The organism is Buttiauxella sp. B2 (genome assembly GCF_006376615.1).
Taxonomy (GTDB): domain Bacteria; phylum Pseudomonadota; class Gammaproteobacteria; order Enterobacterales; family Enterobacteriaceae; genus Buttiauxella.
The window spans coordinates 14,193-29,186 of sequence record NZ_VEXQ01000003.1 but is presented as its reverse complement, the minus strand read 5'-3'; the positions used below and the strand labels follow the sequence as shown (position 1 = coordinate 29,186).

Below are 14,994 nucleotides of genomic sequence, written 5' to 3'. Positions count from 1 at the left end.
ATTGCTGGAACGGTTATTTTGATATGGGTCGGTAATGTAAGAATCAGAATGTTGTTTTCATCAGCAACGTACGCAACCCGGCGGCTTTATTTTCTATTTCTTGCCATTCTTCTGCCGCGTCAGAGCCTGCGACAATCCCTGCGCCTGCGTACAGGCGCACAATATTATTGGTTACTTTTGCCGAGCGTAATGCGACGCAGAACTCAGCCTGGCGTTGTGACAAATATCCAGCGGAACCGGCATACCATTCGCGTTCAAAAGGTTCATTTCGGGCGATGAAATCACGTGCTACATCACGCGGCAAACCCGCAACAGCCGCGGTAGGCTGTAACATTGCGAGGCATGCGGCATCGTCAGGTTGAACTAAGTCAGTCCAAATACAGCGCCGCAAATGTTGTACTTTTCGCAACCGAACGATTTGCGGCGGCAGCACGTCAATAGCGCCCACCGTTTTATGCAAACGCTGGCAAATATCTTCAACAACCAACATGTTTTCACGTTGATTTTTATCATCTTTCAGTAACCACTGCCCCAGTGACCAGGCACGATGATCATCAGGATGGTTGGCCACCGTTCCTGCCAGCGCTTCAGTACGTAAAGCGGTACCAATACGCCGCCACAAACGTTCCGGGCTTGAACCAAGGAACGCATGGTTTGCATCAAACACCATCAAAAAATGATAGCAATTTAGATTCACCCGACGACTGGCAGCCATAAAACCTGCAGCAGAAACCGCAGCGGTAAATTGCAGATCGGTTGCTCTTGCTAACACGACTTTATCCAGTTCGTGTTTCTCGATTGCTGTTGTTGCACGCTCAACCATCCGCTGCCATTCAGGTTCAGCCGGAATGTGCTGTTCGCCCACGCAATTTAAACGCTGGAGTGGCAATTGCTTCGTAGGCAGTAGCTGTTCCAGAAACTGGTGGGCAGCAAGAGCATCTTCTTGTAAGGAAGATTCGCTAAACAGATTAAGGAAGATAAGTGCTTCACCGCCAGAGCGTCTCCATTCGAGGCGTGGAAGAAACAAAAAACTCGTTGTTGGCGAAAACGCATTCACGCCAGCGATACGCACCGTTGGCTTCCTGGCATAATCGTCAAGAAATGCTCTGGCGGCATCCAGGGTCTCGAACTGACGCACTGCGCCAAGGGCCGCGATTTCGTCGTGGCCATTGCGCTGTTGCCAGTAAAACTGGGGGTAAAGATGTTGGCTGGTCAACCATGCGAGGGCATCTGAGGCATCACTCAGGCTGATGGCAAAAGATAATTGCTGTAAGCCCGGCGCATCCGCAAATTCTGCGTTCAATGCATGCTGTAATTGTTGCAGCGCGACGACAACTGAATTCACGTTTACCTCACCTTCCCTGAAAACCCTTGATTATACGTGGTCATGACGGCAAAAAAAAATCCCACCCAATAGGTAAGATTTCTCTTTAATCGGCATAAGACGAATCTATACGCCGATATCACCTAGCGTCTGGCTAATAAAAGCCCTAACACTAAGCCTGCGGCCGCGCCAACACCAATGCCTTGCCATGGTTTTTCACGTACATAATCATCGGCACGATAAACGGCTTTTTTCGCACGATAGTAATAGTTATCTGACGCGTGACTAACCCGGGCTTTAACTTCACTGAGCGCAAGTTCTGCACGTTCTTTCAGCTCAATGTATTTTTGGTCAGCAGGGTCGCCTGAGGAACGCAGCACTTCTTCCAACGTTTCACTCAGCAGAGTTAAATCATCATCAAGACGAGATTCATACGGTTGCATCACTGTTCTCCGTGTTTAAAAAAATACTCGTCCGCTAACTATAGACAAGACTAATACTTTTCGCCTGAAGACTAACGATTAGCCATACCAATATGAGGGATACCATCTTCGTCATACACGTTGGTGACTGGGATAAAACCGAAGTGTGTATAGAACGATTGCAGATGCGCTTGCGCACCTAAATAAACCGTTTTTTCCGGCCAGTATTGTTGGCAGGAAGCCATCGCTTGCTCCATTAATTGATACCCGAGTTTTTCCCCGCGCACGCTTTTATCAATAATCACACGGCCAATCACTACAGGTTCAAATTCGTCGTCGCTTTTAAGGATGCGGGCATAGGCCACCAGCGTTCCCTCTAGCCTGCCGAGGATATGCCGATTCTCACCGACTAAATCGTCACCATCAATATCCTGATAAGGGCAGTTTTGCTCGACCACAAACACCGCATTGCGCAGTGCCAAAAGAGTATAGAGATCTGTCACGCTCAATTCTGAATGATGTAAATCTTGCCAAATCAACATGTTCTGCCCCTTTAACGTTACTCATGTGGTTATCTTCACGCATAAAAAAACCGCCAGCAAGTGGCGGTTTTCATTATCTGTCAGCAAACTCAGTAAAAATCACCGGATGCGGCTTCGGCTTGCGCCATCCAAACAGGTTTTTCACTGGTTTTAGACCATACGCGGTGCAGGTAGCTGTAAAAACGGGAGCGATCTTTCCAAAACAGCATCACGGGCAGGGCCAAAACACCTGCCAATACAACAAATGTGCGACGCAGGAAGACCTGATGCGCAGGGTAATCTTTATATAAAGTCATAGGCTTCTCCCTTTTTTGTGACCGGTAGCAAACACCGGGAAATTAGAACTTGTTATCTGGCTAAAATAGTATCGTATCGCCTGAAAGTTTACTACTCCTCCGACCACTCAAAGACACTTTTTGCCACTAATTTACAATCCACCGTGTAATTAAGTTACAAAATAGTTAAATAAATACTAACCATTAGTTAATTAATGGCTTTTGCCATTTTTATACTTTTTTTACACCCTGCCCCCGGACTTTTACGACATCTTTGCACCTGATTTCTTACTCTCTGTCCATATCCTTAACACCCCTGGAGGTGGATTGTGAGTGCAGGACTGATTGCTGGCGTGGTGCTGGTTTTTGTGCTGTTGGGTTATTTGATTTATGCCCTGATTAATGCGGAGGCATTCTGATGGCCGCTTCTGGATTTTTGCTGATTGCCAGTTTCCTGCTGGTACTTTTCGTACTGGCAAAACCGCTGGGCAACGTACTAACGCGTTTAATAGAAGGCGAGTCGCTACCCATCGTGCGGGGAATCGATTCGCTGTTGTGGAAAGTACTGGGGAGCGGCGCTACAACCGAAATGAGCTGGAAGCGTTATCTGGCTGCAATCCTGGCCTTTAACGTTTTGGGGTTGCTGGCGCTGTTCATCATCTTATTAACACAAGGACAGCTGCCGCTCAACCCACAACAATTACCTGGCCTTTCCTGGCACCTGGCGCTGAACACAGCAGTGAGCTTTGTCTCCAATACTAACTGGCAGTCTTATAGCGGCGAAACCACGCTCAGCTATTTCAGCCAGATGGTCGGCCTGACAGTACAAAACTTCTTGTCAGCCGCAACAGGCATTGCAGTAGTTTTTGCGCTGATCCGCGCATTCTCTCGCCAAAGTACCACCACACTCGGTAACGCGTGGGTCGATTTGACTCGTATCACGCTCTATATCTTGCTGCCGATTGCACTACTGATTGCGCTGTTTTTTATCAGCCAGGGAACGTTGCAGAATATCTCGGCTTACCAGCCTTTCACATCACTTGAAGGTGTGCAGAACGTCCTACCGATGGGTCCTGTTGCTTCGCAAGAAGCTATCAAAATGTTGGGCACCAACGGCGGCGGCTTCTTTAATGCTAACTCCTCGCATCCTTTCGAGAATCCAACGGCTCTAACCAACTTTGTACAGATGCTGGCGATCTTTTTGATACCCACCGCTCTGTGCTTTGCGTTTGGTGAAGCGGTACGAGACAGACGCCAGGGCCGCGCCATTTTATGGGCAATGACTGTGATTTTTGTTATCTGCGTGGTGGTAGTGATGTGGGCTGAAACGCGAGGAAACACGCATTTCAGCCTGCTCGGTGCTGACAGCAATATCAATATGGAAGGTAAAGAGAGCCGCTTCGGGATCCTGGCCACTAGCCTGTTTTCAGTGGTCACCACCGCCGCTTCCTGCGGGGCGGTCAACGCGATGCATGACTCCTTTACGGCGTTAGGCGGCATGATCCCAATGTGGTTGATGCAGATTGGTGAGGTAGTGTTCGGCGGCGTCGGCTCTGGCCTGTACGGCATGTTGCTGTTCGTTCTGCTGACGGTATTTATCGCCGGATTGATGATTGGCCGCACGCCAGAGTATCTGGGTAAAAAAATCGACGTGGCGGAAATGAAAATGACTGCGATGGCGATACTGGTGACGCCGACACTGGTTCTTCTCGGCACGGCGCTGGCTATGATGACCGACGCAGGCCGCGCAGGGATTTTCAACCCCGGAATTCATGGTTTTAGCGAAGTGCTCTACGCGGTTTCTTCGGCCGCAAACAACAACGGCAGCGCATTTGCCGGGTTAAGTGCCAACTCTCCTTTCTGGAACGTGCTTCTGGCGGTTTGTATGTGGTTCGGTCGCTTTGCCGTAATCGTGCCAGTAATGGCCATTGCCGGTTCGCTTGTGACGAAAAAATCGCAAGCCGCAGGCGTCGGCACACTTCCCACTCACGGCCCGCTGTTTATCGGCTTGCTGATTGGCACCGTGTTGTTAGTCGGTGCACTGACCTTTATTCCCGCCCTCGCATTAGGCCCGGTTGCGGAACATCTTTCCTTAGTGAATTTGTGATTAAGAGGCTTCCATGAGTCGCAAGCAACAGGCGCTATTTGAACCATCGCTGATTCGTCAGGCGCTAATAGATTCATTCAAAAAGCTAACGCCGCAGGTGCAGTGGCGTAACCCGGTGATGTTTATCGTATGGGTTGGCAGCGTAATGACCACTGTTCTGGCCATTGCCATGTTCAGTGGAAAACTTCAGGGTGACGCACCGTTTACTACTGCTATCAGTGTCTGGCTGTGGTTTACCGTGCTGTTTGCAAACTTTGCCGAAGCGCTGGCAGAAGGCCGCAGCAAAGCACAAGCCAATAGTCTGAAAGGTGTGAAGAAAACCAGTTGGGCTCGCAAACTGCGTGCCCCACAACATGATGCGCCAATGGACCACATACCCGCTGCTGATTTGCGTAAAGGCGACATTGTGCTGGTTGAAGCTGGCGATATTATCCCGTGCGATGGTGAAGTACTGGAAGGCGGCGCTTCGGTAGATGAGAGTGCGATTACGGGTGAATCTGCACCGGTTATTCGTGAATCTGGCGGGGACTTTGCCTCGGTGACTGGCGGGACGCGCATCCTCTCCGACTGGCTGGTTATTCAGTGCAGCGTAAACCCAGGCGAGACTTTCCTCGACCGCATGATTGCGATGGTAGAAAGTGCACAACGTCGCAAAACACCGAACGAAATCGCGCTGACTATTTTGCTGGTGGCATTGACGATTGTCTTCTTACTGGCAACCGCCACACTTTGGCCTTTCTCGCAATATGGTGGCGTTGCGGTCAGTGTCACGGTGTTGATTGCACTGCTGGTCTGCTTGATTCCGACCACCATCGGCGGGCTTCTTTCTGCTATTGGTGTTGCCGGAATGAGCCGGATGCTGGGCGCAAACGTTATTGCCACCAGCGGGCGAGCCGTGGAAGCCGCGGGTGATATCGATGTTTTGCTTTTAGATAAAACCGGCACCATTACGTTGGGTAATCGTCAGGCATCTGAATTTTTACCCGCTCCAGGGATTGAAGAAAAAACCCTGGCCGATGCGGCACAGCTTTCATCACTTGCCGATGAAACACCGGAAGGTCGCAGCATTGTGGTGCTGGCAAAACAGCGCTTTAACCTGCGCGAGCGCGATGTGCAAAACCTGCACGCTACCTTTGTGCCTTTTACAGCTCAAACCCGCATGAGCGGTATCAACATTCAGGACCGCATGATTCGCAAAGGCTCTGTTGATGCCATTCGCCGCCACGTTGAAGCCAACGGCGGCCACTTCCCACCACAGATCGATATGCTGGTAGAAGGTGTTGCTCGCACGGGTGGAACGCCGCTGGTGGTTGCTGAAGGTGCAAATGTGCTGGGCGTTATCGCCCTAAAAGACATCGTTAAGGGCGGTATTAAAGAACGCTTTGCTCAACTGCGCCAAATGGGCATTAAAACCATCATGATCACGGGTGACAACCGTCTGACAGCTGCGGCAATCGCCGCTGAGGCGGGGGTGGATGATTTCCTGTCAGAAGCGACTCCTGAAGCCAAACTGGCATTGATTCGTCAGTATCAGGCTGAAGGTCGTTTAGTTGCTATGACAGGCGACGGCACCAACGATGCTCCAGCTCTGGCGCAGGCGGATGTGGCTGTTGCCATGAACTCCGGTACACAGGCGGCGAAAGAAGCGGGCAACATGGTGGACCTTGATTCCAACCCCACCAAGCTGATTGAAGTTGTGCATATCGGCAAACAGATGCTGATGACTCGTGGCTCGCTGACCACTTTCAGTATTGCCAACGACGTGGCGAAGTATTTCGCAATTATCCCCGCCGCGTTTGCTGCCACTTACCCGCAGCTCAATGCGCTGAACGTGATGCACCTGCACTCCCCTGCTTCGGCCATTTTAAGTGCAGTCATTTTTAACGCACTGATCATTATCTTCCTGATCCCACTTGCGTTACGCGGCGTGAGTTACAAGCCGTTAAGTGCCGCAGCCATGTTACGTCGCAACCTGTGGATTTACGGTCTGGGCGGATTAATTGTGCCGTTCATTGGTATTAAAGCTATCGATCTGTTCCTGACCGTCTGCGGACTGGTTTAAGAGGAAAAACAAATGACTATCTTACGTCCCGCTATACTGTTACTGATTTTACTCACCCTGATTACCGGGGGGCTTTATCCGCTGTTGACAACATTGTTAGGTCAATGGTGGTTCCCGAGCCAGGCCAATGGTTCGTTGATTATTGATACCGATGTGGTACGTGGCTCAAGCCTGATTGGGCAAAACTTTACCCAGGCGAAGTATTTACAAGGTCGCCCTTCTGCTACGGCAGAAACCCCATATAATCCAATGGCCTCAGGCGGCAGTAATCTGGCCGGAAGCAATCCTGAGTTAGATAAAGTGATAACAGAGCGTGTGGTTGCATTAAGACAGGCCAACCCGCATGCCAATCCTGCGGTTCCCGTTGAGCTGGTCACAGCATCTGCCAGCGGCCTTGACGGGCAGATTTCCCCACAAGCGGCAGCCTGGCAAATCCCGCGTATCGCGGCAGCACGAAATTTGCCCGTTGAACAAATCCAACGGCTGATAGCCAAAAGCACCACGCAGCCGCTGGTGAATTTTATTGGTAAACCGGTAGTCAATGTATTGCTGGTCAATCGGGCGTTGGACGCTCTTCAGGCACCATAAAGGAATCGTTATGACCGAGGAACCGCTGCGCCCTAATCCAGATAAATTGCTGGAGCAGGTCAATCGCCCGACACGTGGAAAGCTGAAAATCTTTTTCGGTGCCTGTGCGGGCGTGGGGAAAACCTACGCCATGCTTCAGGAAGCTCAACGCCTGCGGGCGCAGGGGCTGGATATCCTGGTGGGCGTGGTGGAAACTCATGGTCGTAAAGAGACTGCCGCACTGCTGAACGGTCTGGCAATCCAGCCAGCAAAACGTATGCATCATCGTGGCCGCTGGGTACAGGAGTTCGATCTGGATGCAGCCCTTGCGCGCAACCCCGCACTTATCCTGATGGACGAACTGGCGCACAGTAACGCGCCCGGTTCTCGCCACCCTAAGCGCTGGCAAGATGTTGACGAATTGCTCGACGCAGGGATTGATGTTTTTACTACCGTCAACGTGCAGCATCTCGAGAGCCTGAATGACATCGTCGGCGGCGTTACCGGTATTCAGGTACGCGAAACAGTTCCCGACCCTATCTTTGATGCCGCCGACGAAATAGTACTAGTCGATTTGCCACCTGACGATTTGCGCCAACGCTTGCACGAAGGAAAAGTGTATATCTCCGGCCAGGCCGAGCGCGCCATCGAACACTTTTTCCGTAAAGGGAATTTGATTGCCTTGCGCGAACTGGCGTTACGCCGCACTGCTGACCGCGTTGACGACCAAATGCGCGCCTGGCGAGACAACCAGGGTCAGGAAAAAGTCTGGCACACGCGCGACGCTATTTTGCTGTGCATCGGCTACAGTTCTGGCAATGAAAAACTGGTGCGCACAGCGGCACGCCTGGCGGCAAAACTGGGTAGCACCTGGCATGCAGTCTATGTCGAAACCCCGCAACTTCACCGCTTACCGGAACATCAACGTCGCGCGATTCTCAGCGCGCTGCGCCTGGCACAAGAATTGGGCGCAGAAACCGCCACGCTTGCCGACCCTGCGGAAGACAAAGCCATTTTGCGTTACGCGCGGGAACATAATCTCGGAAAGATAATTATTGGCAGGCGTACGAAGCGGCGCTGGTGGAGCCGTGAATCCTTTGCTGACCGACTCGCGCGCCGCGCGCCCGACCTTGATTTGGTGATTGTAGCACTGGATAGCAAGCCTTCAGTTTCATCCCCTTACGCGCCGGACACCCGCAGCTTTACCGATAAATGGCGGGTTCAATTACACGGCTGTGGTGCAGCCATTGCCCTTTGCGCGGTAACCACGTTTATCGCCAATCAGTGGTTAATAGGGTTTGATGCCGCGAACCTGGTGATGCTCTATTTGCTGGGCGTGGTTATCGTGGCGCTCTTCTATGGCCGTTGGCCTTCAGTTCTGGCGACCGTCATCAGCGTGCTCAGTTTCGATCTCTTCTTTATTGCTCCACACGGCACACTGGCGGTTTCTGATATCCAGTATCTATTAACGTTTGCCGTAATGCTCACAGTCGGCCTGCTCATCGGGAATCTTACCGCGGGTGTGCGCTATCAGGCGCGTATTGCTCGTTATCGGGAACAGCGCACACGCCATCTTTATGAAATGTCAAAAGCCCTCGCAGCAGAACGTACTCCACAGGATATTGCCGCCACCAGCGAGCTGTTTATCAATAACAGTTTCCATGCTCATGCGCGGTTATTACTACCAGATGAAAATGGCATCTTAACGCGCGTTAATGCACAGGGCGAATCACAAAACTGGGACGAAGCCATCGCCCGCTGGAGTTTTGATAAAGGCCAGCCCGCCGGGGCAGGAACAGATACATTGCCCGGCGTACCCTATCAAATTCTGCCGCTCAAAACGCCGGAAAAAACGCTCGGGCTGCTGATTGTCGAACCGAGTAATTTGCGCCAGTTGATGATTCCGGAGCAACAACGCCTGCTGGAAACCTTCACATTGCTGGCAGCCACTGCGCTTGAGCGATTGCAGCTGACAGCAAGTGAAGAACAAGCAAGGATTACCAGTGAACGTGAGCAAGTGCGCAACTCTTTGCTCGCCGCACTTTCACACGATTTGCGTACCCCGCTGACTGTGCTGTTCGGCCAGGCAGAAATTTTGACTCTGGATTTGGCGTCTGAAGGTTCAAAACATGCCCCGCAGGCCAATGACATTCGCCAGCATGTTCTCAATACCACACGCCTGGTGAATAACTTACTGGATATGGCACGTATTCAATCTGGTGGGTTTAATCTGCGCAAAGAGTGGTTAACGTTGGAAGAAGTGGTTGGTAGCGCATTGAAGATGCTGGAACCGAGCTTGGGTGGGCGGCATATTATGCTGCAATTGCCCGACCCGCTGTTGCTGATTCACGTTGATGGCCCGCTATTTGAGCGAGTGTTGATAAACTTGTTGGAAAACGCCGTGAAGTACGCAGGTTTTCAGGCAAACATTGGCATTCGTGCTCAAGCATTGGCTGATAAACTGGATCTAGAGGTTTGGGACAGCGGCCCGGGGATCCCCACAGGCCAGGAACGAAATATTTTTGATAAATTTTCCCGTGGTAACAAAGAGTCAGCCATTCCCGGCGTTGGTTTAGGCCTTGCGATTTGTCAGGCCATTGTTGAAGTTCACGACGGGAAAATTATTGCCGCCAATCGACCAGAGGGCGGGGCAAGTTTTCATGTTATTTTACCTCTTCCCCCGCAACCCGAGCTGGCTGAAATGAACGAGGCTTTGTGATATCAGTTCTGATTGTTGAAGATGAAAAAGAGATCCGCCGCTTTCTGCGCACCGCGCTGGAAGCCGAGTCATTACGTGTGCATGAAGCCGAAACGCTACAACGTGGTTTACTGGAAGCCGCTACGCGTAAACCTGACTTAGTGATTCTTGACCTTGGTTTACCGGATGGCGATGGCATTGATTTTATCCGCGATTTTCGCCAATGGAGCCAAACACCGATTGTAGTGCTTTCCGCACGCAGCGATGAACAAGTAAAGATTGATGCGCTGGACGCTGGGGCCGATGACTATCTCAGCAAACCTTTTGGCATTGGTGAATTACAAGCGCGTCTGCGTGTGGTGCTGCGTCGCCATGCAAGCCTTGCCCAGCCCGATCCAGTTTACCAGTTTTCCAACATCACCGTTGATCTTGCCACACGTCGCATTACGCGTGATGGCGCGGAAATCCATTTGACGCCCATTGAGTTTCGCTTGCTGGCCACCCTTCTGAACAACCACGGTAAAGTGCTAACCCAGCGCCAGTTGCTCAACCAGGTTTGGGGGCCGAATGCGGTGGAACACAGCCACTATCTGCGTATTTATATGGGGCATTTGCGCCAGAAGCTGGAAAACGACCCCGCACGTCCATGCCATCTGTTGACTGAGACCGGAATCGGCTACCGTTTTATGCTCTAAAGGCGTAATGTCCGACAGGTTCAAATGGAGGTTTCAATGAGCGCCTGGTTGGTTTATGCATTACTTTCCGCGGCTACCGCTGCGTTGGTGGCAATTTTCGGCAAGATTGGTTTACAACATTTAGACGCAAATACCGCAACGGCAATTCGCGCAGTCGTGATGGCGTTGTTTTTGGTAGGCGTAGTCGTGGTTCAGGGGAAACTCAATCTCATTGGTACTGTATTAGCCGATAAAAAAGCGTTGCTTTTTATCCTGTTAAGCGGCATTGCTGGAGCGTTATCCTGGCTGTTTTATTTTATGGCGATTAAAAGCGGCGATGTTTCCCGCGTGGCACCCATCGATAAACTCAGCGTAGTGTTCGCAGTAATTCTTGCTGTAATTTTATTTGGTGAAAAGCTGTCGCTAATTGCGGGAATTGGCGTGGTGCTGATTTCTTGCGGCGCGTTGATGGTCGCACTCGGTTAAGCTTTAGACACAAAAAAAGGCGCCCTGCGGCGCCTTTTTAATTTGATATCTTACTTCGCACTTGAAAGCACTTCGCTAACAATATCAACCGCTTCTTTCTCAATTTTCTGGCGATGCTCAGCGCCTAAGAAACTTTCACAGTAGATTTTGTATGCATCTTCCGTACCGGAAGGACGAGCTGCAAACCAGCCGTTTTCGGTCATCACTTTCAGACCACCAATGGATGCACCGTTACCTGGAGCCGCTGTTAAGCGTGCGGTAATCGGGTCGCCCGCCAGTGTGCTTGCACTAACCATTTCCGGGGAAAGTTTAGAAAGTGCTGCTTTCTGCGCGGAGGTAGCAGGTGCTTGTATACGGTTGTAGCTTGGCGCACCGAAACGGGCAGCCAGTTCGTCATAATGCTGCTGCGGGTTCTTACCGGTTACGGCGGTAATCTCAGCTGCCAGCAAACACATGATGATGCCGTCTTTGTCAGTGGACCATGGGGTGCCGTCAAAGCGCAGGAATGATGCCCCAGCACTTTCTTCACCGCCAAAGCCAAAACTGCCATCAAACAGACCGTCGACAAACCATTTAAAACCGACCGGCACTTCTACCAGTTTACGGCCCAAATCGTTAACCACACGGTCAATCATTGCAGATGAAACCAGGGTTTTACCCACGGCGACATCTTTGCCCCACTGCGGACGATGCTGGAACAGGTAATTAATCGCGACGGCCAGATAATGGTTCGGGTTCATCAAACCTGCTGGTGTGACGATGCCGTGGCGGTCGTAATCCGGGTCATTGGCAAATGCCAGATCAAATTTGTCACGCAGCGCCAGCAGACCAGCCATTGCACACTCGGAGGAGCAATCCATACGGATAGCACCATCTTTATCGAGATGCATAAAGCGGAAGGTTTGATCAACGTGATCGTTAACAATCGTCAGATCCAGATTGTAGTGCTTCGCGATGCGCTGCCAGTATTCGATACCGGAACCACCGAGCGGATCAACACCCAGTTTCAGGCCCGCTTTCTGGATAGCGGCCATATCAACAATGTCCACCAGCCCTTCGATAAATGGCTGTACCAGATCTTGTTCCTGTACGTGGCCGCTTGCCCAAGCCTTATCAAGAGAAATACGTTTCACGTCTTTCAGGCCAGCAGTCAGCAGTGCATTAGCGCGGTCTTCGACGACTTTGGTGACATTAGTATCAGCAGGGCCACCGTTTGGTGGATTGTATTTAATACCGCCGTCATCAGGCGGGTTGTGCGAAGGCGTAATAACGATACCGTCCGCCAGTGCGCCGCCTTTTTTGTTATGCGTCAGAATGGCATGAGAGATAGCAGGTGTTGGCGTGTAGCCGTTTGCCTGTTGCACAATGACATCCACACCGTTTGCCGCCAGAACTTCCAACACCGAGATAAACGCAGGTTCAGATAACGCGTGGGTATCTTTACCAATGTAGCACGGCCCGGTAATGCCATTTTTCGCACGATCTTCTGCAATCGCCTGAGCAATCGCCAAAATGTGAGGTTCGTTGAAACTATGACGCGCCGCACTACCACGGTGGCCGGAAGTCCCAAACTTAACCGCGTGTTCGCTATTCCCCACTTCTGGCTTCAGCACGTAATACTGAGCCGTCAGTTGGGCTACGTTAATCAAATCGCTCTGTTGTGCCGGTTGTCCTGCACGAGGGTGGTTAGCCATTGACCTTTCCTTCTGACGCGAGGTGTTAGATTGTGCCGCAAACCTTTTCAATCAATTCCGCCGGGAACTGCATTGATTGCATGATGTGTTCGATCATGCTGCATTTACGACCCGTATTAGTGTTAGTAATGACCCAGTATGGCGTGCCTGGAACATGCTTAGGCTTGGTCTGGTTACCGTTTTGCAGCAGCGTTTGCTCGTTACCTGCAAAATAGATACGCGTACGACCATGCAGCGACTCGGTCGCTTCACCAAAAGCATGAGCATCAAGGGTATATAAAGTAGAAAGCACCATCATGAAACGATTAACTGCTTTCTTTTGCTCCGCATATTCATCGGAAAGCAGCAACTCACGAACCGCACGAACACGATCGCGTGATTTGTTTACTGGTTTGGCTTCTGGTGCAACAGCAACAGTTGCTGCCTGGCCGGTAGTTGCTGGTGTAGCAGGAGTTTGACCGGCGGTAAATTTCAACATGCGCCGTAAAATATCGGACGCGCTTTCACCAATGTGCTGCGTATGGCTGGCAATATAGCGATAGAGCTCGTCATCAACTTCAATTGTTTTCATCTTAATCCAGTGCGATATCTTTTCTGAATACAAGTTGTTGGGATTATAAGGACAAATCCCAACCTCGGGTAGCGCCAAACTTTTGTCACACCACAAAGTCAGACTATACCCTAAATAATTCAAGTGGCAGGAAGGCGGCAACGCAGTGAGTCCCCGGGAACTTACTTGAGTAAGTGACTGGGGTGAGCGAGAAAAGCCAACGCACATGCAACTTGAAGTATGACGGGTATAACTGGAAATTTGCGGCACTAAGGCAGAATGCCGTTATGATACCCTAACCACACGAAGTAAAAAAAAAGAACTTTGCCATGAAATTGAATGCTCGCCTGCAAACTGCGCAACAATCGACTAGTAATTCCCCCATTGTCCTTATTCACGGTCTTTTTGGTAGCCTTGATAATCTTGGCGTGCTGGCCCGTGACCTCGGGCAGGATCATACGTTGCTGCAAATCGATCTTCGCAACCACGGATTATCACCCCGCAGCTCTGAGATGAGCTACTCCGCAATGGCGCAAGACGTTGTTGAAACGCTTGAAGAATATGGCTTTGAAAAAGCTATTATCATTGGTCATTCAATGGGCGGCAAAGTAGCGATGGCGCTTACGGCAATTGCGCCCCAGCACATCGACAAATTGGTGCTGATTGATATCGCACCTGTGGATTATCAGGTTCGTCGCCATGAAGAGATTTTTGCAGCAATAAATGCGGTTAGCGCCGCTGGCGTTAAAACACGCCAACAGGCTGCAATTATTATGCGCGAGTACCTTAAAGAAGAAGGTGTGATTCAATTTTTGCTTAAGTCTTTTGCCGATGGTGAATGGAAATTCAATGTACCGGTGTTGTGGGAACAATATGAGAACATTGTCGGCTGGCAAAGCATCCCCGCGTGGAACGAACCTTCGCTGTTTATCCGCGGTGGCGCATCGCCTTATGTAGATGAATCGCATCGCAGCCAACTGCTTGCTCAGTTCCCTCAGGCTCGCGCTCATGTAATTGCGGGTGCCGGGCACTGGGTTCACGCCGAAAAACCTGATGCTGTTTTGCGCGCAATCCATCGTTTTATCGACTGAATGCCCGCAAACTGATTAAAAAAAAACCGACTGGCCACAAGATACGGCTAACGCGTTGGCGCGCAAGCCATGCTGATGTATGATTGCGCGCTAAATTGCGCCAGAGCACCCCGCTCCGTGCCACCTGAATTCCCTGTCAGTAGTCTAATCATGGCAAAAGAACAAACGGACCGTACTACATTAGATCTGTTCGCGGACGAGCGTCGCCCGGGGCGGCCAAAAACCAATCCGCTAACGCGTGATGAGCAGTTGCGTATCAACAAACGCAATCAGCTCAAGCGCGATAAAGTACGCGGCTTGAAGCGAGTAGAGCTAAAGCTAAATAACGATGCGGTGGATGCTCTCAATCAACTGGCTGAAGCGCGCAATATCAGCCGAAGTGAATTGATTGAAGAGATACTGCTTGAACAACTGAAGCAACATCTCAGTTAGAGAAATGTTAAACCATTTTGCAGTCTGTGCACCCTTGGGTGATAGCAGTTTCCGCACCACGAAGTGTTCT

15 protein-coding genes are annotated in these 14,994 nt (G+C 50.9%); 9 read left to right on the top strand and 6 right to left on the bottom strand.

Going from position 1 to position 14,994, the window contains the following annotated elements; translation table 11 throughout:
• Positions 1-43: 43 nt before the first annotated feature.
• The 4 genes from menF to FH968_RS05125 form a co-directional block, all read right to left on the bottom strand.
• Positions 44-1,345, bottom strand: coding sequence for an isochorismate synthase MenF (gene menF / locus FH968_RS05140; RefSeq protein WP_139878074.1), 1,302 nt, complete (start codon positions 1,343-1,345; stop codon positions 44-46).
• Between the two features lie 122 nt (positions 1,346-1,467).
• Positions 1,468-1,767 (bottom strand): stress response protein ElaB, encoded by a 300-nt coding sequence (gene elaB / locus FH968_RS05135; protein WP_139878073.1) that lies wholly within the window; start codon positions 1,765-1,767, stop codon positions 1,468-1,470.
• Between the two features lie 71 nt (positions 1,768-1,838).
• The gene (locus FH968_RS05130; RefSeq protein ID WP_139878072.1) at positions 1,839-2,288 is read right to left on the bottom strand and encodes a GNAT family N-acetyltransferase; all 450 of its coding nucleotides are present in this window, start codon (positions 2,286-2,288) and stop codon (positions 1,839-1,841) included.
• An 89-nt stretch (positions 2,289-2,377) separates the two neighbouring features.
• A complete protein-coding gene (locus FH968_RS05125) occupies positions 2,378-2,584 on the bottom strand; it encodes a YbfA family protein (RefSeq protein ID WP_139878071.1) in 207 nt (68 codons plus the stop codon).
• A 308-nt stretch (positions 2,585-2,892) separates the two neighbouring features.
• On the opposite strand from FH968_RS05125, the gene kdpF reads away from it, so the two are divergent.
• Genes kdpF through FH968_RS05090 form a run of 7 tightly spaced genes read left to right on the top strand, consistent with a single transcriptional unit; the run spans position 2,893 to position 11,157 of the window.
• Positions 2,893-2,982 carry a K(+)-transporting ATPase subunit F gene (kdpF, locus tag FH968_RS05120; protein ID WP_139878070.1) on the top strand — a complete coding sequence of 30 codons (90 nt, stop codon included), beginning with the start codon at positions 2,893-2,895 and terminating at the stop codon, positions 2,980-2,982.
• A complete protein-coding gene (gene kdpA / locus FH968_RS05115; protein ID WP_139878069.1) occupies positions 2,982-4,670 on the top strand; it encodes a potassium-transporting ATPase subunit KdpA in 1,689 nt (562 codons plus the stop codon). The genes kdpF and kdpA overlap by 1 nt, the downstream gene beginning before the upstream one ends.
• Before the next feature lie 13 nt (positions 4,671-4,683).
• Positions 4,684-6,732: a potassium-transporting ATPase subunit KdpB gene (gene kdpB / locus FH968_RS05110; protein WP_139878068.1), complete on the top strand. Its 2,049-nt coding sequence runs from the start codon at positions 4,684-4,686 to the stop codon at positions 6,730-6,732.
• Positions 6,733-6,744: 12 nt separating this feature from the next.
• Positions 6,745-7,320, top strand: coding sequence for a potassium-transporting ATPase subunit KdpC (kdpC, locus tag FH968_RS05105; protein WP_139878067.1), 576 nt, complete (start codon positions 6,745-6,747; stop codon positions 7,318-7,320).
• A gap of 10 nt (positions 7,321-7,330) precedes the next feature.
• Entirely contained in the window at positions 7,331-10,018 is a 2,688-nt protein-coding gene (gene kdpD, locus FH968_RS05100) for a two-component system sensor histidine kinase KdpD (RefSeq protein ID WP_139878066.1), read from the top strand.
• The gene (gene kdpE, locus FH968_RS05095) at positions 10,015-10,692 is read left to right on the top strand and encodes a two-component system response regulator KdpE (protein WP_139878065.1); all 678 of its coding nucleotides are present in this window, start codon (positions 10,015-10,017) and stop codon (positions 10,690-10,692) included. Before kdpD ends, kdpE begins: the two co-directional genes overlap by 4 nt.
• Before the next feature lie 36 nt (positions 10,693-10,728).
• Positions 10,729-11,157, top strand: a complete 429-nt coding sequence (locus FH968_RS05090; protein ID WP_139878064.1) for an EamA family transporter — start codon at positions 10,729-10,731, stop codon at positions 11,155-11,157.
• Positions 11,158-11,207: 50 nt separating this feature from the next.
• On the opposite strand, the gene pgm is transcribed toward FH968_RS05090, so the two are convergent.
• On the bottom strand, positions 11,208-12,851 hold the full coding sequence (pgm, locus tag FH968_RS05085; RefSeq protein ID WP_139878063.1) for a phosphoglucomutase (alpha-D-glucose-1,6-bisphosphate-dependent): 1,644 nt from the start codon (positions 12,849-12,851) through the stop codon (positions 11,208-11,210).
• A 25-nt stretch (positions 12,852-12,876) separates the two neighbouring features.
• Positions 12,877-13,422 carry a replication initiation negative regulator SeqA gene (seqA, locus tag FH968_RS05080; protein WP_139878062.1) on the bottom strand — a complete coding sequence of 182 codons (546 nt, stop codon included), beginning with the start codon at positions 13,420-13,422 and terminating at the stop codon, positions 12,877-12,879.
• A 308-nt stretch (positions 13,423-13,730) separates the two neighbouring features.
• On the opposite strand from seqA, the gene ybfF reads away from it, so the two are divergent.
• Both ybfF and ybfE read left to right on the top strand, forming a co-directional pair.
• Positions 13,731-14,492: an esterase gene (gene ybfF, locus FH968_RS05075; RefSeq protein WP_139878061.1), complete on the top strand. Its 762-nt coding sequence runs from the start codon at positions 13,731-13,733 to the stop codon at positions 14,490-14,492.
• Between the two features lie 150 nt (positions 14,493-14,642).
• Complete coding sequence (gene ybfE, locus FH968_RS05070; protein WP_064517087.1) at positions 14,643-14,924, top strand: LexA regulated protein; 282 nt, start codon at positions 14,643-14,645, stop codon at positions 14,922-14,924.
• Positions 14,925-14,994: the final 70 nt, after the last annotated feature.

Coding starts and splice junctions, on each gene's coding strand:
- elaB (WP_139878073.1), bottom strand. CDS start 1,767: ATGCAACCGTATGAATCTCGTCTTGATGATGATTTAACTCTGCTGAGT.
- FH968_RS05130 (WP_139878072.1), bottom strand. CDS start 2,288: ATGTTGATTTGGCAAGATTTACATCATTCAGAATTGAGCGTGACAGAT.
- FH968_RS05125 (WP_139878071.1), bottom strand. CDS start 2,584: ATGACTTTATATAAAGATTACCCTGCGCATCAGGTCTTCCTGCGTCGC.
- kdpA (WP_139878069.1), top strand. CDS start 2,982: ATGGCCGCTTCTGGATTTTTGCTGATTGCCAGTTTCCTGCTGGTACTT.
- kdpB (WP_139878068.1), top strand. CDS start 4,684: ATGAGTCGCAAGCAACAGGCGCTATTTGAACCATCGCTGATTCGTCAG.
- kdpC (WP_139878067.1), top strand. CDS start 6,745: ATGACTATCTTACGTCCCGCTATACTGTTACTGATTTTACTCACCCTG.
- kdpD (WP_139878066.1), top strand. CDS start 7,331: ATGACCGAGGAACCGCTGCGCCCTAATCCAGATAAATTGCTGGAGCAG.
- FH968_RS05090 (WP_139878064.1), top strand. CDS start 10,729: ATGAGCGCCTGGTTGGTTTATGCATTACTTTCCGCGGCTACCGCTGCG.
- pgm (WP_139878063.1), bottom strand. CDS start 12,851: ATGGCTAACCACCCTCGTGCAGGACAACCGGCACAACAGAGCGATTTG.
- seqA (WP_139878062.1), bottom strand. CDS start 13,422: ATGAAAACAATTGAAGTTGATGACGAGCTCTATCGCTATATTGCCAGC.
- ybfF (WP_139878061.1), top strand. CDS start 13,731: ATGAAATTGAATGCTCGCCTGCAAACTGCGCAACAATCGACTAGTAAT.
- ybfE (WP_064517087.1), top strand. CDS start 14,643: ATGGCAAAAGAACAAACGGACCGTACTACATTAGATCTGTTCGCGGAC.